Consider the following 23,942-nt stretch of genomic DNA (forward strand, 5'->3'; position numbering starts at 1 on the left):
TTCTTTTCATAACTCGTTATGATAAAAGAAAAAGAAAGCGAGCAAAAAATGAATAAAAAAATCGCAGTTATTACTGGGGCTTCAAGTGGTTTCGGTCTATTAACAACACTTGAGCTTGCAAAAAAAGACTTTTTAGTCATTGCTACAATGCGAAACCTTAATAAACAAGAAGGTTTAATATCTCAAGCTACTAAACTCAATTTACAACAAAACATAAAAATTCAACAATTAGATGTAACCGATCAAAACTCTATACATAATTTCCAATTATTTTTAAAAGAAATAAACAGGGTAAACCTTCTTATTAATAATGCAGGATATGCAACTGGAGGATTTGTTGAAGAAATTCCAGTAGAGGAATACCGTAAACAATTTGAAACGAACCTTTTTGGCGCTATTTCAATCACTCAGCTTGTTTTACCTTATATGAGATTACAAAAAAGTGGGAAAATCATTAATATAAGCAGCATCAGTGGTCAAGTTGGATTCCCTGGTCTATCCCCTTACGTTTCTTCAAAATATGCATTAGAAGGATGGAGTGAATCCCTTCGTTTAGAAGTAAAACCGTTCGGAATAGATGTTGCTTTAATCGAGCCAGGTTCTTATAACACGAATATTTGGGAAGTGGGTAAACAACTAGCTACAAACCAATCCGAAACTACTTCTCCTTACAAAGAATATATGGAGAAAATACAAAAACATATTAGTAGGGGCAGTGATACATTTGGTAATCCGATAGATGTTGCTAATAAAATTGTAGAAATCGCTGAATCTAAGCGTACGAATTTACGATATCCGATTGGAAAAGGTGTAAAATTTATGATCTTTGCGAAGAAGATCCTTCCTTGGAGATTGTGGGAGTACCTTGTATTGAGAACCTTTAAGAAAATGTAATAGACTTTTTGAAAACCATTTTGAAAGAGGTGCGAATTAAATGTTAGGTTTACCATATGGAAAAGTATTTTTAGTTCCGTGGACTAAGCAATGGGAAATTGAATTTGTGAAAGAGAAACAATTCATTGAGGAACAAATTGGCGAATATATTTTAGCAATACACCATATTGGTAGTACTTCTATTCCACATTTAAGTGCAAAGCCAATTATTGATATTGCAATCGAACTAAAAGATTATAAGGACGGATTAAAATGTATTAATAAATTAGAACTGCTAAACTATAGATACAGAAAAGATGTACTACCTGAACGGTATTATTTTAATAAAGGAGAGCCAAGAACTCATCAAATTCATATGTATGAACAAGGAAATACATATTTAATAGAGCAATTACAATTCAGAGATTACTTAATAAACAACAAAACTTCTCGTATACAATACGAACAGTTAAAAATTCAACTTTCACAAGCTTATCCTAATGATAAACATCGATATGCTGAGGATAAAACAAATTTTGTTACATCTATATTATCCAAAATAAAGTGAAACTTTAATCAGTGGGGGTTTTCTTCATCCCCACTGATTATTAGCCCTCACCAATCGGACTTTTATGAGCAGTTGATCCCCCACCTAAATTCTTTGCTTTCGCTGCATTTTGAGGTGGGGGTCTTACTGCCCATTAAAGGTGGGATAAATGATGAATTTAAATAAGAAACCATTTAGTAGTAAATGGTTTCTTATTTATTAGTTAACTCTTTATTTGTACCATTAATAATCACCTTATTATGCAGCAGGTGGAACAAAATATAATAGTATTGAGAGCATCAATATAAAAGCAACCATTCCCGTTATCGAAAGTATATATTCTTTTGATTTTCTATCATATTTCCATTCCATCCATGCTCTTAAAGTCAATGATATCCCTAAATAAACGAACATGACATAAGCCATTTTAGCGTTTTCAAATTTAAATATATAATAACAACTACTTATTACATAAATAATAATAAGCCCTATTTCTATTTTTACATGTAAACTATTCACATGCTTATATCCAAAGAAGCCTCTTTTCTCCACATTTAATTTTTTTCTTAAAAACTGTTCTAATAAGTAACCACCTATAGCCAGTCCAATAATAATAATTAAGATTGTAGAAATGTCCATTGTTATCCCCCTCCTATTACTTTATTTATTTTTAGAAATAAAGTGGACTATATTTCGGTTATTCTCTTCTAAATAACTTACAATCCCTTCAGGATATGTGGGCTTCTCCATTAATTCATTTATACTTTTCCAAGTTAATTTAATATCTTCATATTCTTTATGTCTTATTTCATTTCTAATTCTCTCTTGAACAGTTCCCCAATATATCAATGTGCAATGATGTCCTTTTCCGTTGTTCCACTCAAAAATATGTTCATTTACAATGGCTAATTCTTGAACATCAATCTTCAAATCGTATTCTTCCATTAATTCTCGTATTATCGCTTCTTTTGCAGTTTCCCAAAATTCAATAGAACCACCTGGAAAACGGTAAAATGATTCATTCTCATCACATTGTACAAGTACTTTAGAATGATCTTCATTTAAAATTATTACTTCAGTACGTAATTTAGGTATTTTCATTTTGTCTCCCCATTCATTACAATTCCACATAGAATTAAATCCAATAACTATAAAAGAAAAGATTAATCATAATTCCTGTTATTATTAATAATGGAACTGTGCCTAAAGAAATGAGATATTCCCTCGATTCTATATCATATTTCCACTCCATATATGATTGAAAGCAATATAAAGTTATTAAAAATAATATAGGTAAATTACTAATATAAATAGGATTTAAAGTTGCACATATCATCGTAACAATTATATAAGAAATGATAAGAGTTCTAGTGCCCCATTTATGAGCGTTGTTTACATATTTACTATTCCAGCCAGTTTGTTTCGGTATATTTAATTTTTTTCTCACTACTTTTTCCAAAACAACTAAGGATATGATCCATAATACTAATAAAATTCCTTTAGCTAAAAGCAGTGATGTCCCCTCCTTTACTTTTTATCCGGCTGATCACTCGGATACGTAGTATTTCTTTTATTTTCAACATCCCAACTAATAATTGTCGCACTGTCTCGTCCGAATTGATGATGAACGTGCTCTAATACATAATGAACACTTTCTTCAAGGTCTATATTATTTCTATTCATATCGTTATACAGATTTAATGGCGTTTCATAGTGTCGTTCCCCGCATTCTAATACCCCATCTGTAACCATGGCAATTCGATTTTTTCCAGTACGTAATTCACGAATTCCTGTTGAATAGCAAGGTATAGATAAATCAAAGGTATTTACATTTCCAATCCATTCGTAAAAGTGACGTTGATTTAACGCATATTGTCCTAACTTATGTAACTCTTCATGAAATACATAAATGAGGCAATCACCAATAGATAACCACCATATATAATTTTCTTTTCTTACACATATTAAGCAAGCTGTTTCACCTTTAATTCTTTGGCATTTTTCTTTAAATGAAGAAGATTGAAAAATTGTAAGTATATGATTTTCAACAGATCGAAATGCTGTATCAATCGATTCATTCATCATTACTTTTATATTTTCATATTCTTTTTGGATTGTATTTACTACTAAATCAACACTTTCCGCACTATTATGTCCATCTAAAATAGCTGCAAATTCCCAATCACCACTCGACCAAACTAACGCACCATCTTCGTTCTTTTTAGCTCCGGCGCTTATATTCCCACCATATGTACCGAGTACAATATCACCATATTGTTTTACTGAAACTTCGTCTAAATACATCTTCGTATTTCCAACCCATGAATATTGTCTATTATTTATTGTATGCATATTCACTCACCAACCTTTTCATATATAATATCATAAAAAAAGGAAAAAAAGATTTATATTCCGAAAATTCATTCTTTTAATACAACAATTTTAAAAATAAATTTACCCCTCATTATTTCTTCAAAAATGCAATCCCAATTCCAATTCCTATGACAATTCCAATTACTAAATTATTAGTAAAAAATCCTTGAAACACACCGATTACAACCCCTATACCGATACCTATTGCCAAGGCATCATTTCTTTTATTATTTTTAGGCAAAATTTCATCTCCTCCCATCTTTTCTTCTTAAATAACATACATTTACTTGAATGTATTACTATATTCACTATCTCATTTGAATATTTCCAAAAAATGTACTTTTACTTCATATATAATATTTTCCATTTTCTGCACATACTCCTTTTATAATGAAAAATTTCAAGTAACCATTAATTATGCATAGGCATTTACTATAAGAAAGCTTCGTAATTTATTGAAGGAGGAACAATTTACATGCATCCTTATTGGAATCCAAATATAAATCAACAATATGTTTATTCCCCCCATCCTGTAAGAAATACGTTGCATCAAGATTCACAATATATGATGCAGCGTATCGCAAGTCTTGAAAGTCAATTAGCGAAATTAATCTCATTAATTGAAGAAAATAATCATTTAATTAAATCAATAGAACAACAACAAAACCAAGTTTGTGCCCCAGCTGGTGGTTCTGTCATTGTTCGTATGTAATCTTTTCAAACAAAAAACACACTTTTTATAATAAAGTGTGTTTTTTTGTTATCTTCTTTTTTGATGAAAACCTTGTGTAATACGGTCTAATATAATCGCAATGACAACAATAGCTAGTCCTGCTTCAAATCCCATTCCGATATTAACTTGTGTTACAGAACGATATACATCAACTCCAAGACCTGGTGCTCCTACAAGCGATGCTGTTACTACCATCGATAAAGAAAGCATAATGCTTTGATTCACGCCAGCCATGATTGTGCCAGTTGCGAGTGGTAATTGTACTTTAAATAATTTTTGTGATGCGGTAGAGCCAAACGCATTTGCTGCTTCTATTAAATCTTCTGGAACTTGCCTAATTCCTAAGTCAGTAAAACGAATTGTCGGCGGCATTGCAAAGATTACTGATGCAATAATCCCAGGTACTACACCTACTCCGAAAAATGTAATCGCAGGGATAAGATATACGAACGCCGGCATTGTTTGCATAAAATCTAATGTCGGTTTTAAAAATTTTGAGAAACGTTCATTTTGAGATGCTAAAATACCAATTGGAATCCCTACAATAATTGAAATAATCACAGACGTAAGTACGAGAGCTAATGTTTGCATCGTTTGTGCCCAGTAGTTAATATTCAAAATAAATAATAATCCGATCAATGTAAAAATAACTAAAGATACTTTTCTCGTTGTGTACCAAATAAGGAAACAAAGGATAATAATCATCAATATACCTGGTATTATTGTTAAAAAATTAGTGAGTAAATCAACGAATCCGCCGATAATATAAGAGAACCCTCGGAATAATCCTTCAAAGTTCTCATACAAACTTGCAACAAATGAATCAACCCATTCCCCTAATGGAATACGTGGTATACTACTCATCGTCTTTCACCTCTTCCTCAATATTACCTGCAAGAGCTTGAATGACACTTTCGCGTTTAATAATTCCTCTTAACCTTTTCTTCTCATCAATTACTGGTAACGGATATTTCATCTCCGCCATTTTCGCATACGTTTCCTCCAGTAAAGTATCTATATACACATGCGGGATATCGGTAAGTAATAAATCAGCAATTGGCCACTGTTTTTGAACGGCTTTACTCGCATCGTCTGCCGTTAATATTCCTAAAAACTCATACTTTTTGTTAACAACATACACTGTAGAAACCCCGGCATTTCTCATAATTTGAAGAGCTACACGTGGTCCACGGTCAATTAATAACGTCTCTGGTCGTTTTAATATAGATTCCGCCGTTATTACTTTTCCTAAATTCACATCCGCCACGAATTTCTCTACAAATTCATTGGCAGGACTCATCATAATTTCTTCTGGCGTTCCAATTTGAACAACTTCTCCATCTTTCATTAACGCAATTCGATCACCAATTCGAAGGGCTTCATCTAAATCATGCGTAATGAAAATAATTGTTTTTTCCATTTTATCTTGTAATTCTAGCAGTTCATCTTGCATCTCTTTTCGAATCAGTGGATCTAATGCACTAAATGACTCATCCATAAGTAAAACATCCGGATCATTCGTAAGCGCTCTCGCAATGCCGACACGCTGCTGCATACCACCACTAAGTTGACTTGGATAATTATCTTTATGATGGTCTAATCCAACTAACTTCAAGGACTCTAACGCTTTTCTCTCTCTTTCCTCTACTGGAACTCCTTGTATTTCTAATCCATATGCAACGTTTTGCAAAACGGTACGATGAGGGAATAGAGCGAATTTCTGAAACACCATGCTCATCTTCGTTCTTCTCACTCTTCGTAACTCTTCTTTACCCATCGTTGCGATATCTTCACCATCTATGTATATATGCCCCGCTGTTGGTCTAATCAGTTGGTTTAACATGCGAACTAACGTAGATTTCCCGCTACCAGACAATCCCATAATAACGAAAATTTCTCCAGTGTATACTTCAAAAGTTGCCTTTTTTACACCAACGTTCATTCCTGTCTCTTTCAAAATTTCCGATTTGCTTTTTCCTTCTTTTAATAAGGTAAGCGCTCTTTGCGGGTGTTTCCCAAATACTTTTGTTACGTTTTCAACACGCACCTTTGTATTATCCATGTCACTACTCCTTTTCTACCCATCTATTCACATAGTGTTGCGATTTTGCACAGAAATATTACATAAAAATAACATTCATAAGATTTCTTTAAAATTCTCGTTTCCGTTCATAATAAGAATGCTTACTTATACATTTATTTAAAAAGGCAAACGTTTCTTAGGAGGTTTTCAATGAGAAAGAAAATATGGCTTATATGCCTTGCATTATTTATTACTATGATTTTCTCTTCATGTAATGCAACAAATGCAAATTCGAAAGGAAAAATTAAACTAGGTGTAACAAGTTGGAAAGAAAACATTGCAACTGCAAACATGTGGAAAGTTCTATTGGAAGAAAAAGGCTATAAAGTTGAACTCATGTATTTAGAAAAAGCGGCAATTTGGACTGGTGTTGCTCGCGGTGATGTTGATGCTAATTTAGAAGTGTGGCTACCCGTTACGGATAAACCGTTAAACGATCGTTATAAAGATGATATTGTCTTAAAAACAAAATGGTATGAAGGTACTGGACTTGGCCTTGTCGTACCTTCTTATATGAAAAACATAAACAGTATCGAAGATTTAAACGCTCATAAAGATGAACTAGATAACAAAATTGTCGGAATCGAACCCGGAAGTAGTCTTATGAATTTAACGAACAAAGCAATGAAGGAATATGATATTAAACTAAAACTTGTCCAATCTTCTGAGGCTGCGATGATGAGTGAATTAAAGAAAGCATATACGAAAAAGAAACCAATCGCTGTTACGCTTTGGAATCCGCATTGGGGCTTTTCAGAATTTGACTTAAAATATTTAAAAGACCCTAAGAAAGTATATGGTGAAAAAGATGACATTTATTACTCTGTTCGTAAAGGTTTCGAAAAAGATCATCCGGATATCATAAAATACTTTGACAAATGGAAAATGAACGATGAACAGCTTGGTACATTAATGGTTGAGTTAAATAAAACGAAAGATCCTGAAGAAGCTGCTCGAAATTGGATTAAAAAGAATCAATCGTTAGTTGATGAATGGATTAAAGATTAAAAAAACAGGATAGAGAATTAGCATATTTTCTATCCTGTTTTATGTTATTTTTTCGTAACCACATCATCTACAATACCATATGCCTTCGCTTCTTCTGCAGTCATAAAATAATCTCTTTCTGTATCATGTGCTACTCTTTCAATCGGTTGCCCCGTTTTTTCTGCAATCATTTTATTAATATCATGCTTTAACTTCAATATTCTTTTTGCTGTTATTTCAATTTCCGTAGCCTGCCCCTTTGCACCACCAAGTGGTTGATGAATCATAATCTCACTGTTAGGTAGCGCAAACCGTTTTCCTTTTGCACCTGATAATAATAACAATGCACCAAATGATGCTGCAAATCCCATGCATAACGTTTGTACATCTGGTTTAATGAGATTCATCGTATCTAATATGGCAAAACCTGCTGTTGTTGAACCACCTGGGCTATTAATGTATAAATATATATCTTTCTCTGCATCTTCCGCTTCTAAAAATAATAATTGAGCTACAACACTACTTGCTACTTGATCATTTATTTCTGAACCGATAATAATAATGCGGTCTTTTAATAACCTTGAATATATATCATAGGAACGTTCTCCTAATTTTGTTTGTTCTACTACATATGGAATTGCATTCATTTTAAATCCCTCCAATAATTGTTATGCCGCACAAAGCATACAACTGTAGGAAGAAGGGTTTTTCGCATGAAATAATAAGACTGGCTGTTTAGATGGTAACTTAGTAAAATCAATTGTCGGAAGAAGTTTGGTTAATAATTCCGGCCTTTCTTCACGAATAGACGTTACTACAACTTCAATATCATCTGTGAATTCGACTATCTCAATCCCTTCTTCACTTACAGTTTTCAGCCTATTTCTACTCCGAAATAAAGAAGCTTTCACTGCCCCTTCCGATACGGAACATACTTTGGCAATATCAGCGATACTATATTGAAAAACATCCTTTAATAATAAAATTGTAGATTGCTGTACATTCAATGAAAATAATACTTTCCCTACCATTTCATGCAAATCCGCAATTTTTTCATGTGGTTCTTCAAAAGTAATTTGATCTCTTATTTTTTCATGAACTGATTTTGACTTTATTTGATCTAACCAACGATTTCTAGCTATTTTATATACAAGCGTCATACAAATATCTTTATCACCATATTTTTGAAGAACTTTACAAACTGTTTCTTGGGCAAGATCTTCGCCGTCCCATTTGTTTTTCGTTAAAAATGTACAGTACCTTTTCAATTCTCCATATTGCTCAATTAAAAAGTTTATATTTGAATGATTCATATCGATATGATTTTTTAAAATATGAGTTACTTTTGTGCACAAAATAACCACTCCTTTTCAGCGCTTACTTAATTAACGATTCAACAAATAAAAAAGTTACGGGGCATATAAAAAAATTATGTTTATGTTCAAGAATTCGCGGTCATAAATATGTTATGTACAATTTTACGTGAGGAGGAACAATTTTGCCAAAATTAACAATTGAAGGCGCAGGAACTTTTGATGTAAAAGAAGGCGCAAAATTAGTATTAGCGATTGAAGACAACGGTGTAAACATACTCCATCGTTGCGGCGGAAAAGCACGTTGCACAACTTGTAGAGTAGAAATTATAGCGGGTGATTTTTGTGAAGCGAGTGCGAATGAAAAAAATGCGATGACGGAAAAAGGGATTGAGGATCATTTACGATTATCTTGTCAAATGCGTGTACATAAAGATTTAGTCGTTCGTCCGGTACTTACAGTTGAGAATTCAGGTCTTGATGCTGGACCACGTCCGGCGGAATAAAGCGATGAATCTAAAACAACTCGCAGGTGAATATGCTGCAAACTTTGTAAAAGATGGAATGACAGTTGGACTTGGCACAGGTTCAACTGTATATTGGACGATTCAAAAATTAGGTGATCGTGTAAAAGAAGGGTTATCATTTCAAGCTGTACCGACATCAAAGGAAACAGAGGCATTAGCACAGCAATTAAATATCCCATTGATTTCGTTAAACGACGTACAAAGTCTTGATTTTACAATTGATGGAGCTGATGAAATTGATCCTAATTTACAGCTTATTAAAGGCGGCGGTGGTGCATTACTACGAGAGAAAATTGTAGCCTCCTCCTCGAAAGAACTTATAATTATCGCTGATGAATCAAAACTTGTGACACGCTTAGGTACTTTCCCATTACCTGTTGAAATTATACCTTTTTCATCGAAACAAACAGAAAATAAAATTCAGTCTTTAGGATGCCAAACGACGTTACGTTTGAAAAATAACGATACATTTATAACCGATAACAATAACATAATTATAGATTGTATATTCCCTAATCATATATCTAATCCTGCCCATTTACACACTGAATTAAAAATGATTACTGGTGTAGTTGAAACCGGATTGTTTGTTAATATGACTAGTAAGGCGATAATTGGAACAAAAAATGGGATACAGGAATTATAATGAATGCTGACTCTTACAGTCAGCTTTTTATATTTTCTCTTTATTACGTATCATTATGATATACTATGAAAACAACAGCATATTACACTAGAAAGGGCTGAACAATTTGCACTCCAAACTCATAACAGAACTTACAGATTTAGAAACTGCCTTTCACATTCGAAAAGAAGTATTTGTAAAAGAACAAAATGTCCCACTTGAAGATGAATTCGATATGTTTGATGAAATCGGAGAGACATGTAAACATATTTTAGTTTATTATAATGAGCTTCCTGTAGGTACAGGTCGTATCCGATTTGTTGATGGTACTGGTAAATTAGAACGCATCTGTATTTTAAAAGACTATCGTAAATACGGTTTAGGAAAAGTAATAATCAAGGCGTTAGAAGAAATTGCTCGTAACAAAGAGGCTACAAAAGTAAAACTACACGGTCAAACACAAGCTGAAGGTTTTTATAAAAAACTAGATTATCAAACTTCTTCTGATGTATTTATGGAAGATGGAATTCCACATGTTCTTATGACGAGAGTATTATCATAATAAAAAGGGTAGTATATGAATTCATATACTACCCTTTTTTTATTAATAGAAAAGTGAATTCTCAAGATTTCCTTTTGCATCAAAGCCCATCATCTCTTAGTTCATACCTAGGTAAAGCTTACACTGTTTTCCATAATGATAAGGCATAGATCCAGTTTGTATCCCCATTTCCTTTATAACTCTGGACTGCTTCATATACTCTTCCCTCGTGTAGAACTCTATCTCCCTTTTCATATGCTTTCTTTGCATCCCACTCTTCATATAAAACGCTTTCAGTTTTTGTAGTAATTGTGAATATATCACTCTGTACAGATTCATTTCCAGCTACATCAACAGCTTTCACTATATATTTATAAGTAGTATTAGGAAGTAATTTTTTATCCATATAAGAAGTCGTATTGGATGTTGCAATTTTTTTAAATGACCCTTCTGTTTCTCTATAAATATCGTAATGGTCTACACCACTATTATCGTCAGAAGGACTCCACATTAAATCTACACTCGACGCTGTCGTTCCCATACTATGTAACCCTTTTGGTTGTGTTGGTGCTTCTGTATCAGGAGTCTCGACTGTTGTTTTTACTGTAAGTGCTGCACTTTCTTTCGATTCATTTCCAGCTACGTCAATTGCTTTTATAGTATAAGAGTATTCTGTACTTGGTTGTAATTTTTTATCAATAAAATGAGTTCCTGGTACTATATCAATCATCTCTCCGTTACGAAAGATTTGATACCCTTTCACCCCTACATTATCCGTAGAAGCGTTCCATGCTAGTTCTATACTATTCGCTGTTACTTTTTGTGCCTGAATTCCATTTGGAATACTTGGAGCTTCTATGTCCGGTTTCACATCATTAATAAGATTAACATCAATTACATTATAGAATGCATTTGCTGTATCAGCTACATCCCATACTGCTAAAATCACATGATATCCACTACGATCAGTAGGTACATTAATTTTGTGAGTTAAATGATTTGAGGCTGCAGAACCATCATGTTGTACAGTTCCAATTGGTTCTAAATCTGCTCTTGTGAGCGCTTTATTTGGGTTCCATCCTTTTTTAGTAATATAGTAATGCCATTTGCTCGTTAAGTGAGGCGCTGTATATTTCCAAGTAAAAGTATTTTCCCCGCCTGTGATTGTATTTTTAAACCAACGATTTTCAGTTTGTTGATCTAAAACACCACCAAATTTACCACCTGCAGAAGCGATTTGGCCGTCAACTGGGCCAGCCTGCGGGAACCCTTTTGGAGCTTCTAAGCTTTGCGGTTCATACATAACACTTCCGCAGTTTACATTTAGCGCGCCATACGTTGGACTACATAAAGCAGATCGGCTGCTAGGCTTTTCAACAAAACCGTGCGCGTATGCGTTTTGAGGAATAAGTGTCGTGCCAATAATTCCAGCTGTTAATGCAATAGCTCCTAGACTTTTTTTGTTCATTTTCATGTTTTGTAGTTGTTTTAATAATTGATTATTCATGTTCCTGTCCCCTTCTTGTTATACTTTGTAGTGTAATGTGGGCTTCGATGTAAAAGAATAACAAGAGACAATCTTGTATCGATGTATGTGTTAGTTATGCATACACCAAAGTGAAAATACATTTCATCTTTTGTGAAACATTTCACTTAATAAATATATCATTACATAGAAATCATCAAAGTATGTGCAGAAGTTGTGCAGAAATTGTGTGGAAGCTGTGAAAGCATTACTAACACGTAAAATTATAGTCCAATTTTATAAAACATAATATTCAGTCTTTAAAAACAATGAATTCTCCGCTTCATATAAAAGAAGAGTGTCTATATCATTTCATATAGACACTCTTCTCATGTATAATTTTCTATTTCTTACTGACCTATAAATGTAAAAATCCCATCAACAGCTTCCTTATAGCCACCAGATTTTCGGAAAGACTCCTTCAAATTCAATGCAGCTTCTTTATATGATGGATTATTTAATACAAATTCTACACTTTCACGCAGTTGTTCCACAGTTAATTCCTTCATCGACAATTTAACCCCAGCTCCGAGATTCTCCACTTGCTTGGCGATAACTGGCTGATCTGCACTTTGCGGAATTACAATGAGCGGAATCCCGTTATATAATCCTTCATGTATACTGTTCATCCCGCCGTGTGTAATAAATAACTTTGTATATGAAAGTAGTTTTGTTTGTGGTACATAGTTTTTTACAATGAAGTTTTTAGGAATTTCACCTAAATCACTTATTTTCGTTTTATTACCGATAGACATCACAATTGTATAATTACTATTCTCGAACGCCTTTATGCAAAGTTTATAAAAATTGAGCGCTTCATTAAAAACAGTACCTAGTGAAATGTAAATCAGGTCTTTTTCTTTAATTGTAGTAAAATCAAACTCTTCATTTTTTACTTTTGTAGAGATAGATGGACCTACAAATTTAAAAGTTTCATCAAACATTTCTCCAGAAGGTTGAAACTCCTTAATTGTATACACTATAGTAAGTGGCGCAGGATTACAAAAAACTTCATACGGTGAGTTTATTTCAACACTATATTTTACCGTAATTTCCTTAGTCAATCGTTCAAAATCATTATGTATCTTATCCTGAACTTTCACTGGGATACTTTTAGACAAGTGGTCTAACATTTGTTCAAATGATTTTTCATCCTGTGCAAAAGATGTACAAGAATTTATTGCTGGAAGCTTTAGAATTTGAGCAATTATACGACCGCACCCAAACATTGAATCATGAATGATGTAATCAAAATGTTCCCCTTCAATTTGTTCAAGAACATTTGGTATAATTACATCTGCCGTATGTAAAAGACCATTTATTCTCTCTGGTAAATAATTTCGACCACCAGATAGAAAAGCTTTTATAAACTTTTGCTCATCAATTGTTCGTACAGTAGCACCCGTCTTTTCAATACGTTCTCTAAAAGATTCAATTGAAAAATAAACTACCTCTTCCCCGCGTGAAACTAATTCTTCTACCACTTGCAATGTTGGATTTATATGTCCTTCTGATCCAGTATTAATGAATAACACACGTGCCACTTTAAACACTCCTTAATTTAAATCTTTTCTACGTTGTCATTAGGATTACAGGTATTTTGTCTTATTCTTCTAAATGGACCTAGCGAGCCTAAATCCAAGGTCATCTATATGAAATGTAGGATGACTACGGCGACGACAAGTTGCACCACAACCTCTAGCTGCTTCAGCCCAGCTACCACCTCGGAAAATCCGGTATGATCCATATACCTTTTCATCATACAAATCATAGCACCATTCCCAAACGTTTCCTAACATATCATACAAGTCCCATGCATTCGGTTCTTTTTTTCCGATCTCATGAATATGTCCATCTGAATTTTCATTATACCAAGCAATATCTTGCAGTTCTCCATATATGTATCCAGTAGTTCCTGCTTTACATGCATATTGCCACTCTGCTTCTGAAGGTAATCGATAGCCATTTGAATCTAAATGACAACTAACAATTTGACCACCGTCACTAATAGAATAATATTCTTTTAATCCCGCTTTTTTTGAAAGTAAATTACAAAATATAATGGCATCATTCCATGAGATATTTACAACTGGTTTATTTCTATTTTCATCACCATTAAGGGAACGATTCGTAATTGCATCATATAATTCCGCTGTTACAACATATTTCGCAAGAAGAAATGGTTTTATTTGAACTTGCCATTGTTTTTTTATTCGATCATCTCTTAATTCTACTTTTCCTGCTGGAATTTTTACCATATTAGAATCAACAGAGCCAATGAACCTATTCAATCCGATCCCTCCATTATACTTCTGTTATAATCTAACAATTTACGTGATTGTACTTCTCTAAAAATAGTCTTACTTCCTTTGAAGATTTTAAAATAATAACATCTTTATCCTGACTCAATTGATTAAGCCTCTTTAAAATTGAAGGCCGTTTCGTTATAGGATATTCCCATATCCATTTAAAAAATTGCAAATCAAACCTTTCTTTACATCCAGCACCCATATCCGGTCTTGTTTTATTCCGATATTGTATAATCCTTTTAAAAGCACGATAAACACATATTGTTCTATGAATATCAATAAAGATAATTGTATCCGCTGCGTTCATTCTTATGTCCATTGTCCCGCCATAATTCCCATCAATAATCCACTCTTCTTCTTTGACTAATTCATTTTGAACCGTTCTTTGCTCCTCTTTCGGCACACCCTCCCAATTTGGTTTCCAAAATAACGCATCAAGATGATGTACTTTAATATTTAATTTATTTCCTAATTGCCTTGCTAATGTAGATTTTCCTGAACCACCAGAACCTATTAATATTATTTTTTTCATATTCATACACCCCTTGCTATTGATTCTTCAATAGCATCTTTATTTGCAAAAATCCAGAAGAACATCTCTTCATTTAACTTTAATAAATCTTTTAACTGAATAAAATAAGTAATAAAGATAATTTGAATTGAAAGCATAACATACCAAATCGCTTATTCCTTCCGTAAAACAAACTCAAATAGAAATCCTACTCCAACACCAATTGTATAAGCAACTAAATCACTCCACAAAAATCCGTAACCTAATACGAGTCCACCTAAAGTCGTTGTACGAATGCTATCTATCCATTCATCATGATACAATTGGCTCACTTCAATCCCGTAGCAAAATAGCAAGCTAATAAAAGCCAATTTCTTCGTTTCTATTTTAGGAAATAAAAATCCGAACCCTGCAAAAATCATGAGTGCCCATAAAGCATCGCCTAAGTACTCATTTAGTAAATGAGGTAAAGCAAATGCAAATTTTCTAGAACAAAGACCTAAAATAATTATAACTATAGTAAATAGCGCATATAATAATCTATTTCGTTTCATTTTCATCCAAAGATCTCCTAATATGTAATTTGAAATTGTAAATAGGTAGTAAAATATAATTATTTTACTACCTATTTTTTAATAGCTTTCATAATAAGAAAATGTGGATTTGTATTTAGATAATGATATGATTTTTCGTTTACTTCCCTCATCTTTTCAACCGGCCTCGGTTCCACCATTTTTTCTATCACAAAGCAATTTGTTGTTTCATTAATTACGTCTTGCAGTGACCTTCTAAAAAAGCTAACTTCTATTGTAATATTTGGTTTAACCCAAGTATCTACCAATAATTGTTTTTCGAAATAATTTTTACTAGTAAACTTTGTGAAATCCATAAAAGGATGATGTATGGAGTATATAATTTCACCACCTGGCTTCAATACGCGATGAAACTCCTGAAATACTCTATTCCAATTTTCTAAGTAATGAAGCGTTAACGAACTTACAATAACATCAAAAGTATTATCTTCAAATGGTAATACTTCTTGCAAATCATGACAAAGAAACGTTGCTTTATTGCCCGTACTTTCCTTTGCATATTTCACCATTTCAGAACTTACGTCAATTGCAGTAACGTTTGCTCCTCTTTCTACAAATCGAGATGTATACCACCCAGCTGCACATCCAGCATCTAATATATTCTTTCCTTCTAAATTCTTTGGAATCATCTCCATCATCGCTGGTCTTTCGTAATAGCTGTTATATGGATTTGCCACATCTAAATTTTCTTTGTATGTACTCGCTAATTTATCGTATGTAACTTTGACCATGTCTTTCAATACACCCACCCCTTATACATACTAATCCAATAACTCTTGTTGCTTTTTCTTTGAAAATGATTGTAGAACTAAATCATATGACCAATCAATCATCTTATTAATTTGCTCCTGCTCTACATCCTTATGTATATACACTGTATTCCAATGTTTTTTATTCATATGATACCCTGGAATGATTGTCTCTGAATACTCTTCTCTTAATCTAAGTGCAAGTTCTGGATCACATTTTAATGTAATGGCAGCTTTTTCTCCTTCTTCATGGTTTACTATCGCAAATATTTTATTATTAATTCTCATACATGTTGCATTCCAACCATCAGGAGAATCTTCAGTCGCTTTTCTTTTTGATAAACAATATGTGCTAGTTGCATTCATTTTAATTGGCACCTCTTATTCTTTCACGATTTGATTACGATGCATTACAATTTGCTTTGTTGCTTGAAATTGCTGTTCGCCGTAAAACTTTATTAATTGCTCTCCGCAAAATAGACTAACTATATGAACATGAGATATTTCTTGAAGTAATATAGTTAGCATTTTCTCTCCAATGCCTTTATTTCTTACACTTTCATGTACAACAACATCTTCTATGTACGCTCGAAAAACACCGTCAGAAACAACTCTAGCAAATCCGATTAATTCATTTTCTTCCCATACCCCAATCGCTATACTATTCTTTAACATTTTTTGAATATCGATTTCTTTTCTTTCTGACCACCAACCGACAGAGTCATAAAGCTTTTTTATTTGTTCTACGCAGATTGGTTGTTCATGTTGCAATTTATACATGTACATTTTCTTTCTCCCATCAAATTGCTCATTATTTTTATTTTGTCCTATTTTTCTTCCTTCAATATAAAACTATAGAATCCAACCTGTTATTAAATCCTTCATAAGATTAATTTATAATATCAATATTACATTTGCAATCGTTACTCTCTCCCTTTAACATCCCTCAAATTAAATATACAGAATTAAAGAAAATCAGTGAATATAATACCAAAAATATTTCTCATATACTATTTAACTATTAAAACTTGAATTTATTTCTAGAACTGGTAAAGTTAATTAGGTAAAAAATACACAAAGTGAGGCGATTTTTTGAAAAAGTTTAGTTTATTACTAACAGCATTTGTCATATTTTTATCGTTATTTATCCCTAATTTTACAAATGCTAAAGCTTTTCCAGATGTCCAATCTAATCATTGGGCAATTAAAGAAATTAATTATTTATCGGATAAAGGCATTATTAATGGTACGCCAGAAGGATATTTTAAGCCAAGTGATAATGTGACGCGTGGGCAAATGGCCTTAATGCTAGATTTATCATTAAAATTAGAAAAGCCATCTAGTTATAATCATATTTTTTCTGATGTAACTAAAGGTATCTATTATTACGATTCTGTACATAAGTTAGCACACAACAACATTGTACAACGTGAAACAAACTACTTCCCTGATCGTTCATTATCACGTGCAGAAATGGCAGTAGTTCTTGTTAAAACTTTTAATTTGAAACCTACTGGTGCCGACGTGAATTTCCCTGATGTTCCATCAAATCACTGGGGTTACAATTATGTCAAAATTTTAGCTCAAAATAATATCACTGCTGGATTTCCTGATGGTACATTTGGTCCAGATGTAAAAGTAACTCGTGAGCAATTCGCTGCATTCTTGGCTCGTGTTTTAGAACCAAATTTCCGTCCAGCTCTTCCTAAGCCTAAAGGAAACTTAGAGGTTCATTATATTGATGTCGGACAAGGTGATGCTACTTTTATTAAATCCCCAAGTGGAGAAACTATCCTTATTGACGCTGGTAACAACGGAAAAGGTAAAGTAGTAGCAAATTATCTAAAAGGATTAGGATACCTATCTATTGATTATATGATCGCTACTCACCCTGATGCTGATCATGTAGGTGGATTAGATGAAGTACTTTATGCTATGAATGTAAAAAACATATATGCACCTAAAGTAAGTCATACAACTCAAACATTTAAAGACTTCCTAGCTGCAGTAGCTAACAAAGGATTAATAATTAAAGAAGCAAAATCTGGAGTAACTTTACCAATCAACGGTTTAAACTCACAATTTTTAGCTCCTGTGAAAGAATACGGTAACGATCTAAATGAGTGGAGTGCTGTATTAAAAGTAACACATGGAAGCAAATCTTTCTTATTTACTGGTGATGCTGAATCTAAAAGTGAGAAAGATATGGTTGCAACATATGGTTCTAGCCTAAAATCTGATGTATTAAAACCTGGTCACCATGGAAGTAAGACGTCTTCTTCTCAGCCATTTTTAGATGCAGTGAAACCAAGTATCGCTGTGATCAGTGCTGGTGCAGGTAACCGCTATGGTCATCCTACACAGGAAACTTTATCAAAGTTAAACGCAATGTCTATTAATGTATATAGAACTGATTTAAATGGAACTGTAATTATTAATAGTGATGGTTCGAACATTTCTATAAGAACGGAGAGATAATTATGAAAAGAGGTATTATTGACCGTTTTGAAGGCGAACTAGCAGTTATTGAAATAAATGACGTAACAATTGATGTACCTAAATCCAAACTCCCCTCTAATGCAAAAGAAGGTGATGTTCTTATAATTGAGGATGATACGTATACTATTGATAAGAACGAAACAGATAAAAGAAGACACGAAATTCAAGATTTAATGAATAAGCTATTTGAATAAAAAAAGAGCCCTCCTGTTGGAGGGCTCTTTTTTGCACACATAAGCTAGTTATTGTTTATTATTTAACTTCATACCACCAACCTTTCCGATCAAGCCAAGCTTTCATAGCGTTTAATTGTGCATCACTAGTTGGTTCGGAAATAAAATACGTTAAGCCATCTGATTGTAAAATGAAGGTAGCAGTCATTTTTAAAGAAGTTAATGCTCCCATAACATCCGGAGTTTCATAAGGTGAAAAGGCTCCACTTTGAATGATATTTTGTTTAGAAACTTGCGCTTGTATATTTTCTTGTATTGGTACCGATTCAGTAAACCAAGAAAGTGGCTTATTTCCAATTAATTGGTTTAAATCACATTTACCAATCCCTGGTACATTACCTGTCTCAGTGTATTGCCAAATATCACAAGGATATGCTGGTCTATTACCGCCATATCTAGGAATCCATACAAAATCACTTTTTACGTTTGCCATACCGAAAGGTCCATACATATGATGGCCTACATATAATCCAACTTTTTTAGCACCTAGTCGGCGTAATTCATCGATAAATGCTTGTGTACCAGCTTTCATATCATCCATTGTTTTCACTTCTACATCAGCAACCCAAACTGTAGCCCTCTTATCACCACGATTCCAAAAATCTTGCGCTTCCTTCTTCGCATCAGCAATTGAAATAAAGCGGCAAAATGCATAGTTACCAAAAGGAATATTTCTAGTTTTCATTGCTTGAGCGTAGTCTTTATATAAAGGGTCTACATAATTTGAACCATCCTGTACTCTAGCGATTACGAAATCTAATTGTGGAGCTGCTACATCCCAATTAATGTTACCGTTCCATTTCGAAATATCTACAATATAACCCATTGCATAACACCTCCTTTATCATTATTATATTCAGAGCTAGTCTTCTTGCTCTTTTCCACCTAAAAAATCAACAGTTATTGTTAGTTTATAAAGTGAATACGACAATTGTTTTCTACAAAGACAGTAACTCATTTCCATTAAAAACGAAAATCATTGTTATACGAATTGCACTTTTGGTTCCCACTATTGCATCAATTTAATTAGTTAGCATAAACAAAAAAGCATCACCTTGTTGGTGATGCTTTTTTGTAGAACAGGAATACGATTCCTATAATCTTTTCTCTAAAAAGTGTTGACTATGTCCTTTAGGATGATCTTCAACAACACCATATTCTCGATAGCCATGCTTTTTATAAAATTCTGGTGCCTGAAAACTAAACGAATCTAATAATATTAATCTACAGCCTTTTTCCTTCGCAATACTTTCAATTTTATGTAACAGCTGACTACCATAACCATCATGACGAACTGAATCATCAACCCATAAAAAATCAATATGAAGATGATAAAAATACATCGTTCCTGTTACCCCGCCAAATATTTTCCCATCCTCATCTTTCACTACAAAACTTACTTGTTCCATCGGCTGTTTGACTTCATCTGTTAAGATTGACATGTTATATTGAACTACTTTATTTTTTATGTATTCTCCTTCAGCGCGAGTACCATTCTCTATTTGTTTCATATATTTATTCCTTTCAACTTAATACGCTACCTTTTTTCGACTCTCTTTCGATATGCTGATTGTTGAAGTTTTTAAGTTACGTTTCAATCACTCACACCTAGCATGCCATCATTATATTTTTTGTATATGCATTTCAAAGTTGATACAACGGTTTCATCGACTTCGCTATTATCAAATCGATTAGGCAAATCTTTTCCTCCAATAACATATAGAATCGGGTATTCATCGAACATTCCCATTATACCAATATTTATTATTGCTGTGGGCAGACCACCTGTCATATGAGCTATATGATAATACGGTATCCCTTCATATTCTCCTTGCTGCCTTACCATTCCATTTATTATTGGTTCCCATAATTCGGGCTCACTTTTATAACCTCGAAAAATATGTATTAATAATGAATGTACTTGATTTAACTCTCCAACATTTTGTTCATCTCTAGGGTTTTCTTGAACATGTATCTTGGAAAAATACGTTGAAACATATTTTCTAATATCGTTCCATCCTCCGCAGTGCATTACAATCGACTTTGCAATAAGACTGTCATGACACGCTATCATCACTTCAACTGCTTTACTAAGTGATAATGTATCTCTCCCTTGGAAATGCGGATATAATTGTACGCTATCTTCTTTCGAATCAAATTTAATTTGGTGAAGTATATCATCCCAACTAATTTGTTTCTCTTTTATCATGATTGCTACTGCAAATCCAATTGCCACTTTTGCTGCTGATGCTAAAGGGACATAAAGGTCATTATTATAGGAGGCAATTATATTTTCATATTTTGTTGAGTACACAACTAATCCAACTTGACCAGATTGTATTTCTTTTATTTTTTCAATGACATTCTGCATATTTGCACCTCCTTTTATATTGTTTTATTACATTCTTAAATTTCGATTTCGAATATAAAAAACCTTTTTTATTACATGATATTTATGTATACACTAAAAAAGATAGCACGAAATTTCCCCATGCTATCTTTCTAAATTAAATATTAAGCAAAACTCAATAATCTATTCTTCAGTAGGCCTTTTAGGACCATTAAGCTCTAATTGATAAAAAGCTAAATCTAACCACCTATTAAACTTATAACCAGCCTTTTTGATTGTCCCTGCATGAACAAACCCATAGTTTTCATGTAAGGCAATACTTTTCTCATTATGTGCATCAATTCCAGCAATTAAAGTCATATATTCCCTTTCTTTTGCCATAGTAATCAATGCTTTCATTAATGAAGTTCCTATCCCATTCCTTCTATATTCCTTATGAACGTATACAGAATGCTCAATTGAATATTTATAAGCAGGCCAAGCCCTAAACGGACCAAACGTCGCAAATCCTACTATTTTATTATCTAGTTCATATACTAAAATTGGATACCCTTCAGCCTTTTTTTGTTCATACCAGTCTATTCTATTTTCAAGGGTTACAGGTTTATACGTATATACGGCCGTTGTATACAATATAGCATCATTATAAATATCTAAAATGTATGTTATATCTTGTTTCCTTGCTTCCCTTATCATCACTTTCTTCCTTTCCTCTAATTTCACTCCTATTTACGAATACGAGCTTTTCGGAAACCATCAAATATATTTAACGCAGCAGACAAAATGTAAATGATAATACCTCCACCAATTAACCACTTTTTAACTTCTTCTGGAGAAGTAGTAAACACATTTGCCACATACGTAATAAATCCTTCATTAAATAAATGCGGATTTACTACAATTACAATGAATACTATTGTTCCAACTATTTGAAGAATAGCATTCCCAATTGCCAGCTTTTTCGTCCATTGTCCTTGTACTAACTTATAAAGAGATACACCTATTTCAAACACAATCATAATTACAACGATTGGCCAATACTGAAGTAACTCATCTTGATTAAAAGTTGGCGCGACAAACTTCAATCCGCTTTCTGTACCATGATATACACCTACAAGATGGTTCGCATAAAAATAAAGTGTTGCCCATATTGCCGTCCACATTAACCCGCCAAATACTTCGAACTTTGAAATCGACTTTTTCTTTGGAACATACGAAGTATTTTTCAAATCATCAGGCGTCCATTTTTTTAAACTTGTCGTCAACGGTTGAGTACCTTTGTCTTTATCTGTTCTTTCTAAAATTGCAAATACAAGTGTTAACCAGAAAAATACATGGAGGCCTACTTCGATAATTTCACCAATTCCTTTACCTATCACATTTAAAATAACATTTAATATCGCTTGCTCACCATCATATCCTACAAAATTTTCTGCAACCATTGTAATGAGTGCGATAACAGCTGCAATCGGTATAATCATTTTTAATAACGTCGTATATACATCAAAATAACGTGGTCCAATTAAATGCATCGGCCTATCTAAGTACCCATTTGCCAATGAAACTGGACTCCCCAATTTTTCAAGAACTCTTTTTTCATCATCTTCATTATAATTATCAGGTAACATATCCTCGATTGTTGACCGTAGTTCAAGAATAATATCGTCACGATTTTTTTCAGGTAATCTCTTCGCTACTTCTTCTACATAAATATCAATCAAATTCATTTTTGTCCTCCTCCTTTAATAGGTTATATAGCTCTTTCGAATCCTTTATCCATTCTTTCTTCAGCTGCAGAAATATCTCTAATCCATATTCACTTAAAACGTAATACTTACGAGGTCTACTCTCCGTTTTATCCCAACTACTCGTCACTAGCTCCTGCTTTTCTAATCGGCGAAGTAGTGGATATAACGTACTTTGATCAATTGTAATCCCTGATTGTTCTAATAATTGGACAAGTGAATACCCATACTGCGGTGTTCTTAACTGACTTAAAACCGCTAATGTTAATGTACCTCTTCTTAGTTCAGTAATTAACGAATTTAATAAAGCATCCATTCACTCACCTCATTTCCATTACTATATGTCATACAGTATATGTTTTATACTATGTATCGTACAGTATTAATGTGATAAAAACAATAATTAATTACCAAAAAATAGATAATAAAAAAGCACAAACTATATAATTTGTGCTTTTCTAGCTATTTAAATGCTTATAATAAGATTAATTTTGTACCTCTTGTAATATAAACTCTCCATTTTCTTTAATAAATGGGGTAACACTGACAACTGATTCAATATGAATTACTCCATATACATGCGGATATTCTTGACCGTTAGAAGCAAGTTCATATTTTATGTCTGCTTTTAACAGAATTGGATCAATTGTAAGTAATAAAACATCTTCTTCATGACTAAAATGTTTTTCAGCGACTTTTAAAGCTTGTTCAAAAAACGAACAATGAATAAATCCCTCTTCTTTTAATGAGGCTTCATTAATTTCTCCATTTATCTTTGCCATTTCCCAATTTCTTTTTGTTATTACCTTTGTAATCATAGTTATTT

33 protein-coding genes and 1 pseudogene are annotated in these 23,942 nt (G+C 33.1%); 9 read left to right on the forward strand and 25 right to left on the reverse strand.

Annotated elements, in window-relative coordinates:
* Positions 1-48 precede the first annotated feature (48 nt).
* Both AC3WTI_RS04695 and AC3WTI_RS04700 read left to right on the forward strand, forming a co-directional pair.
* Complete coding sequence (locus tag AC3WTI_RS04695) at positions 49-894, forward strand: oxidoreductase (RefSeq protein WP_218777773.1); 846 nt, start codon at positions 49-51, stop codon at positions 892-894.
* A 40-nt stretch (positions 895-934) separates the two neighbouring features.
* Complete coding sequence (locus tag AC3WTI_RS04700; RefSeq protein ID WP_087956132.1) at positions 935-1,441, forward strand: GrpB family protein; 507 nt, start codon at positions 935-937, stop codon at positions 1,439-1,441.
* 237 nt (positions 1,442-1,678) lie between these two features.
* On the opposite strand, the gene AC3WTI_RS04705 is transcribed toward AC3WTI_RS04700, so the two are convergent.
* From AC3WTI_RS04705 to AC3WTI_RS04725, 5 genes are all read right to left on the reverse strand, one after another.
* Positions 1,679-2,059 (reverse strand): DUF4181 domain-containing protein, encoded by a 381-nt coding sequence (locus tag AC3WTI_RS04705; protein ID WP_087956131.1) that lies wholly within the window; start codon positions 2,057-2,059, stop codon positions 1,679-1,681.
* A 21-nt stretch (positions 2,060-2,080) separates the two neighbouring features.
* Positions 2,081-2,521: an NUDIX domain-containing protein gene (locus AC3WTI_RS04710; RefSeq protein ID WP_087956130.1), complete on the reverse strand. Its 441-nt coding sequence runs from the start codon at positions 2,519-2,521 to the stop codon at positions 2,081-2,083.
* 34 nt (positions 2,522-2,555) lie between these two features.
* On the reverse strand, positions 2,556-2,879 hold the full coding sequence (locus tag AC3WTI_RS04715) for a DUF4181 domain-containing protein (protein ID WP_087956129.1): 324 nt from the start codon (positions 2,877-2,879) through the stop codon (positions 2,556-2,558).
* Positions 2,880-2,947: 68 nt separating this feature from the next.
* Positions 2,948-3,772, reverse strand: coding sequence for a PP2C family serine/threonine-protein phosphatase (locus AC3WTI_RS04720; protein ID WP_097841108.1), 825 nt, complete (start codon positions 3,770-3,772; stop codon positions 2,948-2,950).
* A 112-nt stretch (positions 3,773-3,884) separates the two neighbouring features.
* Positions 3,885-4,052 (reverse strand): glycine zipper domain-containing protein, encoded by a 168-nt coding sequence (locus AC3WTI_RS04725; RefSeq protein ID WP_087956127.1) that lies wholly within the window; start codon positions 4,050-4,052, stop codon positions 3,885-3,887.
* Positions 4,053-4,268: 216 nt separating this feature from the next.
* On the opposite strand from AC3WTI_RS04725, the gene AC3WTI_RS04730 reads away from it, so the two are divergent.
* A complete protein-coding gene (locus AC3WTI_RS04730) occupies positions 4,269-4,505 on the forward strand; it encodes a hypothetical protein (RefSeq protein ID WP_142305855.1) in 237 nt (78 codons plus the stop codon).
* 48 nt (positions 4,506-4,553) lie between these two features.
* Here AC3WTI_RS04730 and AC3WTI_RS04735 read toward each other — a convergent pair whose 3' ends face one another.
* Both AC3WTI_RS04735 and AC3WTI_RS04740 read right to left on the reverse strand, forming a co-directional pair.
* Positions 4,554-5,390, reverse strand: coding sequence for an ABC transporter permease (locus AC3WTI_RS04735; RefSeq protein ID WP_097841110.1), 837 nt, complete (start codon positions 5,388-5,390; stop codon positions 4,554-4,556).
* On the reverse strand, positions 5,383-6,588 hold the full coding sequence (locus AC3WTI_RS04740) for a quaternary amine ABC transporter ATP-binding protein (RefSeq protein ID WP_087956124.1): 1,206 nt from the start codon (positions 6,586-6,588) through the stop codon (positions 5,383-5,385). Before AC3WTI_RS04740 ends, AC3WTI_RS04735 begins: the two co-directional genes overlap by 8 nt.
* Positions 6,589-6,759: 171 nt before the next feature.
* Here AC3WTI_RS04740 and AC3WTI_RS04745 point away from each other — a divergent pair, with 171 nt between their 5' ends.
* Positions 6,760-7,617 (forward strand): glycine betaine ABC transporter substrate-binding protein, encoded by an 858-nt coding sequence (locus tag AC3WTI_RS04745; protein WP_087956123.1) that lies wholly within the window; start codon positions 6,760-6,762, stop codon positions 7,615-7,617.
* Between the two features lie 44 nt (positions 7,618-7,661).
* On the opposite strand, the gene clpP is transcribed toward AC3WTI_RS04745, so the two are convergent.
* Both clpP and AC3WTI_RS04755 read right to left on the reverse strand, forming a co-directional pair.
* Positions 7,662-8,243, reverse strand: coding sequence for an ATP-dependent Clp endopeptidase proteolytic subunit ClpP (clpP, locus tag AC3WTI_RS04750; protein WP_087956122.1), 582 nt, complete (start codon positions 8,241-8,243; stop codon positions 7,662-7,664).
* Positions 8,244-8,264: 21 nt separating this feature from the next.
* Complete coding sequence (locus AC3WTI_RS04755) at positions 8,265-8,951, reverse strand: RNA polymerase subunit sigma-70 (protein WP_087956121.1); 687 nt, start codon at positions 8,949-8,951, stop codon at positions 8,265-8,267.
* A 143-nt stretch (positions 8,952-9,094) separates the two neighbouring features.
* Between AC3WTI_RS04755 and AC3WTI_RS04760 the strand changes: the two genes are divergently transcribed.
* From AC3WTI_RS04760 to AC3WTI_RS04770, 3 genes are all read left to right on the forward strand, one after another.
* Complete coding sequence (locus AC3WTI_RS04760) at positions 9,095-9,415, forward strand: 2Fe-2S iron-sulfur cluster-binding protein (RefSeq protein ID WP_087956120.1); 321 nt, start codon at positions 9,095-9,097, stop codon at positions 9,413-9,415.
* A 4-nt stretch (positions 9,416-9,419) separates the two neighbouring features.
* Entirely contained in the window at positions 9,420-10,082 is a 663-nt protein-coding gene (gene rpiA, locus AC3WTI_RS04765) for a ribose 5-phosphate isomerase A (RefSeq protein WP_087956119.1), read from the forward strand.
* A 106-nt stretch (positions 10,083-10,188) separates the two neighbouring features.
* On the forward strand, positions 10,189-10,623 hold the full coding sequence (locus tag AC3WTI_RS04770; protein WP_087956118.1) for a GNAT family N-acetyltransferase: 435 nt from the start codon (positions 10,189-10,191) through the stop codon (positions 10,621-10,623).
* A gap of 118 nt (positions 10,624-10,741) precedes the next feature.
* On the opposite strand, the gene AC3WTI_RS04775 is transcribed toward AC3WTI_RS04770, so the two are convergent.
* From AC3WTI_RS04775 to AC3WTI_RS04815, 9 genes and pseudogenes are all read right to left on the reverse strand, one after another.
* Positions 10,742-12,109 (reverse strand): lytic polysaccharide monooxygenase, encoded by a 1,368-nt coding sequence (locus tag AC3WTI_RS04775; RefSeq protein ID WP_097841111.1) that lies wholly within the window; start codon positions 12,107-12,109, stop codon positions 10,742-10,744.
* Between the two features lie 368 nt (positions 12,110-12,477).
* Positions 12,478-13,671 carry a macrolide family glycosyltransferase gene (locus AC3WTI_RS04780; protein WP_087956116.1) on the reverse strand — a complete coding sequence of 398 codons (1,194 nt, stop codon included), beginning with the start codon at positions 13,669-13,671 and terminating at the stop codon, positions 12,478-12,480.
* A gap of 69 nt (positions 13,672-13,740) precedes the next feature.
* On the reverse strand, positions 13,741-14,418 hold the full coding sequence (locus AC3WTI_RS04785) for a formylglycine-generating enzyme family protein (RefSeq protein ID WP_142286468.1): 678 nt from the start codon (positions 14,416-14,418) through the stop codon (positions 13,741-13,743).
* Positions 14,419-14,449: 31 nt separating this feature from the next.
* Positions 14,450-14,968, reverse strand: coding sequence for a DNA topology modulation protein (locus tag AC3WTI_RS04790; RefSeq protein WP_087956115.1), 519 nt, complete (start codon positions 14,966-14,968; stop codon positions 14,450-14,452).
* A gap of 2 nt (positions 14,969-14,970) precedes the next feature.
* Positions 14,971-15,120, reverse strand: a pseudogene (locus AC3WTI_RS04795) (aminoglycoside phosphotransferase); the annotation flags it as partial.
* Positions 15,121-15,507: a ribosomal maturation YjgA family protein gene (locus AC3WTI_RS04800; protein WP_087956114.1), complete on the reverse strand. Its 387-nt coding sequence runs from the start codon at positions 15,505-15,507 to the stop codon at positions 15,121-15,123.
* Between the two features lie 65 nt (positions 15,508-15,572).
* Entirely contained in the window at positions 15,573-16,280 is a 708-nt protein-coding gene (locus AC3WTI_RS04805; RefSeq protein WP_097841112.1) for a class I SAM-dependent methyltransferase, read from the reverse strand.
* A gap of 21 nt (positions 16,281-16,301) precedes the next feature.
* Positions 16,302-16,655, reverse strand: a complete 354-nt coding sequence (locus AC3WTI_RS04810) for an MmcQ/YjbR family DNA-binding protein (protein ID WP_087956112.1) — start codon at positions 16,653-16,655, stop codon at positions 16,302-16,304.
* Positions 16,656-16,670: 15 nt separating this feature from the next.
* On the reverse strand, positions 16,671-17,075 hold the full coding sequence (locus tag AC3WTI_RS04815; RefSeq protein WP_087956111.1) for a GNAT family N-acetyltransferase: 405 nt from the start codon (positions 17,073-17,075) through the stop codon (positions 16,671-16,673).
* A 306-nt stretch (positions 17,076-17,381) separates the two neighbouring features.
* Between AC3WTI_RS04815 and AC3WTI_RS04820 the strand changes: the two genes are divergently transcribed.
* Both AC3WTI_RS04820 and AC3WTI_RS04825 read left to right on the forward strand, forming a co-directional pair.
* Positions 17,382-18,767, forward strand: coding sequence for an S-layer homology domain-containing protein (locus AC3WTI_RS04820; RefSeq protein WP_097841113.1), 1,386 nt, complete (start codon positions 17,382-17,384; stop codon positions 18,765-18,767).
* A 2-nt stretch (positions 18,768-18,769) separates the two neighbouring features.
* Positions 18,770-18,982 (forward strand): DUF3006 domain-containing protein, encoded by a 213-nt coding sequence (locus AC3WTI_RS04825; protein ID WP_087956109.1) that lies wholly within the window; start codon positions 18,770-18,772, stop codon positions 18,980-18,982.
* Positions 18,983-19,040: 58 nt separating this feature from the next.
* Here the strand turns inward: AC3WTI_RS04825 and AC3WTI_RS04830 are convergent, their stop codons facing one another.
* The 7 genes from AC3WTI_RS04830 to AC3WTI_RS04860 form a co-directional block, all read right to left on the reverse strand.
* Positions 19,041-19,847: a GH25 family lysozyme gene (locus AC3WTI_RS04830; protein WP_097841114.1), complete on the reverse strand. Its 807-nt coding sequence runs from the start codon at positions 19,845-19,847 to the stop codon at positions 19,041-19,043.
* 268 nt (positions 19,848-20,115) lie between these two features.
* A complete protein-coding gene (locus AC3WTI_RS04835) occupies positions 20,116-20,532 on the reverse strand; it encodes a GNAT family N-acetyltransferase (protein ID WP_097841115.1) in 417 nt (138 codons plus the stop codon).
* Positions 20,533-20,615: 83 nt separating this feature from the next.
* Entirely contained in the window at positions 20,616-21,392 is a 777-nt protein-coding gene (locus tag AC3WTI_RS04840; RefSeq protein WP_087956106.1) for a serine hydrolase, read from the reverse strand.
* 162 nt (positions 21,393-21,554) lie between these two features.
* Positions 21,555-22,067: a GNAT family N-acetyltransferase gene (locus AC3WTI_RS04845; RefSeq protein ID WP_087956105.1), complete on the reverse strand. Its 513-nt coding sequence runs from the start codon at positions 22,065-22,067 to the stop codon at positions 21,555-21,557.
* A 29-nt stretch (positions 22,068-22,096) separates the two neighbouring features.
* The gene (locus AC3WTI_RS04850; RefSeq protein WP_097841116.1) at positions 22,097-23,098 is read right to left on the reverse strand and encodes an HAAS signaling domain-containing protein; all 1,002 of its coding nucleotides are present in this window, start codon (positions 23,096-23,098) and stop codon (positions 22,097-22,099) included.
* A complete protein-coding gene (locus AC3WTI_RS04855) occupies positions 23,085-23,432 on the reverse strand; it encodes a PadR family transcriptional regulator (protein WP_061679735.1) in 348 nt (115 codons plus the stop codon). Before AC3WTI_RS04855 ends, AC3WTI_RS04850 begins: the two co-directional genes overlap by 14 nt.
* A gap of 169 nt (positions 23,433-23,601) precedes the next feature.
* Entirely contained in the window at positions 23,602-23,934 is a 333-nt protein-coding gene (locus AC3WTI_RS04860; protein ID WP_087956103.1) for a DUF952 domain-containing protein, read from the reverse strand.
* Between the last annotated feature and the right edge of the window lie 8 nt (positions 23,935-23,942).

The sequence above is a fragment of the Bacillus sp. EB106-02-03-XG38 genome, assembly GCF_058792175.1.

Bases quoted from the DNA above. Each gene is read 5' to 3' on its own strand.
- AC3WTI_RS04815 (WP_087956111.1), bottom strand. From the start codon at position 17,075: ATGTACATGTATAAATTGCAACATGAACAACCAATCTGCGTAGAACAA.
- AC3WTI_RS04845 (WP_087956105.1), bottom strand. From the start codon at position 22,067: ATGATAAGGGAAGCAAGGAAACAAGATATAACATACATTTTAGATATT.
- AC3WTI_RS04800 (WP_087956114.1), bottom strand. From the start codon at position 15,507: ATGAAAATGAAACGAAATAGATTATTATATGCGCTATTTACTATAGTT.
- AC3WTI_RS04810 (WP_087956112.1), bottom strand. From the start codon at position 16,655: ATGAATGCAACTAGCACATATTGTTTATCAAAAAGAAAAGCGACTGAA.
- AC3WTI_RS04825 (WP_087956109.1), top strand. From the start codon at position 18,770: ATGAAAAGAGGTATTATTGACCGTTTTGAAGGCGAACTAGCAGTTATT.
- AC3WTI_RS04830 (WP_097841114.1), bottom strand. From the start codon at position 19,847: ATGGGTTATATTGTAGATATTTCGAAATGGAACGGTAACATTAATTGG.
- AC3WTI_RS04745 (WP_087956123.1), top strand. From the start codon at position 6,760: ATGAGAAAGAAAATATGGCTTATATGCCTTGCATTATTTATTACTATG.
- AC3WTI_RS04840 (WP_087956106.1), bottom strand. From the start codon at position 21,392: ATGCAGAATGTCATTGAAAAAATAAAAGAAATACAATCTGGTCAAGTT.
- AC3WTI_RS04725 (WP_087956127.1), bottom strand. From the start codon at position 4,052: ATGGGAGGAGATGAAATTTTGCCTAAAAATAATAAAAGAAATGATGCC.
- AC3WTI_RS04860 (WP_087956103.1), bottom strand. From the start codon at position 23,934: ATGATTACAAAGGTAATAACAAAAAGAAATTGGGAAATGGCAAAGATA.
- AC3WTI_RS04790 (WP_087956115.1), bottom strand. From the start codon at position 14,968: ATGAAAAAAATAATATTAATAGGTTCTGGTGGTTCAGGAAAATCTACA.
- AC3WTI_RS04720 (WP_097841108.1), bottom strand. From the start codon at position 3,772: ATGCATACAATAAATAATAGACAATATTCATGGGTTGGAAATACGAAG.
- AC3WTI_RS04705 (WP_087956131.1), bottom strand. From the start codon at position 2,059: ATGGACATTTCTACAATCTTAATTATTATTATTGGACTGGCTATAGGT.
- AC3WTI_RS04695 (WP_218777773.1), top strand. From the start codon at position 49: ATGAATAAAAAAATCGCAGTTATTACTGGGGCTTCAAGTGGTTTCGGT.
- AC3WTI_RS04775 (WP_097841111.1), bottom strand. From the start codon at position 12,109: ATGAATAATCAATTATTAAAACAACTACAAAACATGAAAATGAACAAA.
- AC3WTI_RS04710 (WP_087956130.1), bottom strand. From the start codon at position 2,521: ATGAAAATACCTAAATTACGTACTGAAGTAATAATTTTAAATGAAGAT.
- AC3WTI_RS04730 (WP_142305855.1), top strand. From the start codon at position 4,269: ATGCATCCTTATTGGAATCCAAATATAAATCAACAATATGTTTATTCC.
- AC3WTI_RS04850 (WP_097841116.1), bottom strand. From the start codon at position 23,098: ATGAATTTGATTGATATTTATGTAGAAGAAGTAGCGAAGAGATTACCT.
- rpiA (WP_087956119.1), top strand. From the start codon at position 9,420: ATGAATCTAAAACAACTCGCAGGTGAATATGCTGCAAACTTTGTAAAA.
- AC3WTI_RS04835 (WP_097841115.1), bottom strand. From the start codon at position 20,532: ATGAAACAAATAGAGAATGGTACTCGCGCTGAAGGAGAATACATAAAA.
- AC3WTI_RS04855 (WP_061679735.1), bottom strand. From the start codon at position 23,432: ATGGATGCTTTATTAAATTCGTTAATTACTGAACTAAGAAGAGGTACA.
- clpP (WP_087956122.1), bottom strand. From the start codon at position 8,243: ATGAATGCAATTCCATATGTAGTAGAACAAACAAAATTAGGAGAACGT.
- AC3WTI_RS04740 (WP_087956124.1), bottom strand. From the start codon at position 6,588: ATGGATAATACAAAGGTGCGTGTTGAAAACGTAACAAAAGTATTTGGG.
- AC3WTI_RS04735 (WP_097841110.1), bottom strand. From the start codon at position 5,390: ATGAGTAGTATACCACGTATTCCATTAGGGGAATGGGTTGATTCATTT.
- AC3WTI_RS04700 (WP_087956132.1), top strand. From the start codon at position 935: ATGTTAGGTTTACCATATGGAAAAGTATTTTTAGTTCCGTGGACTAAG.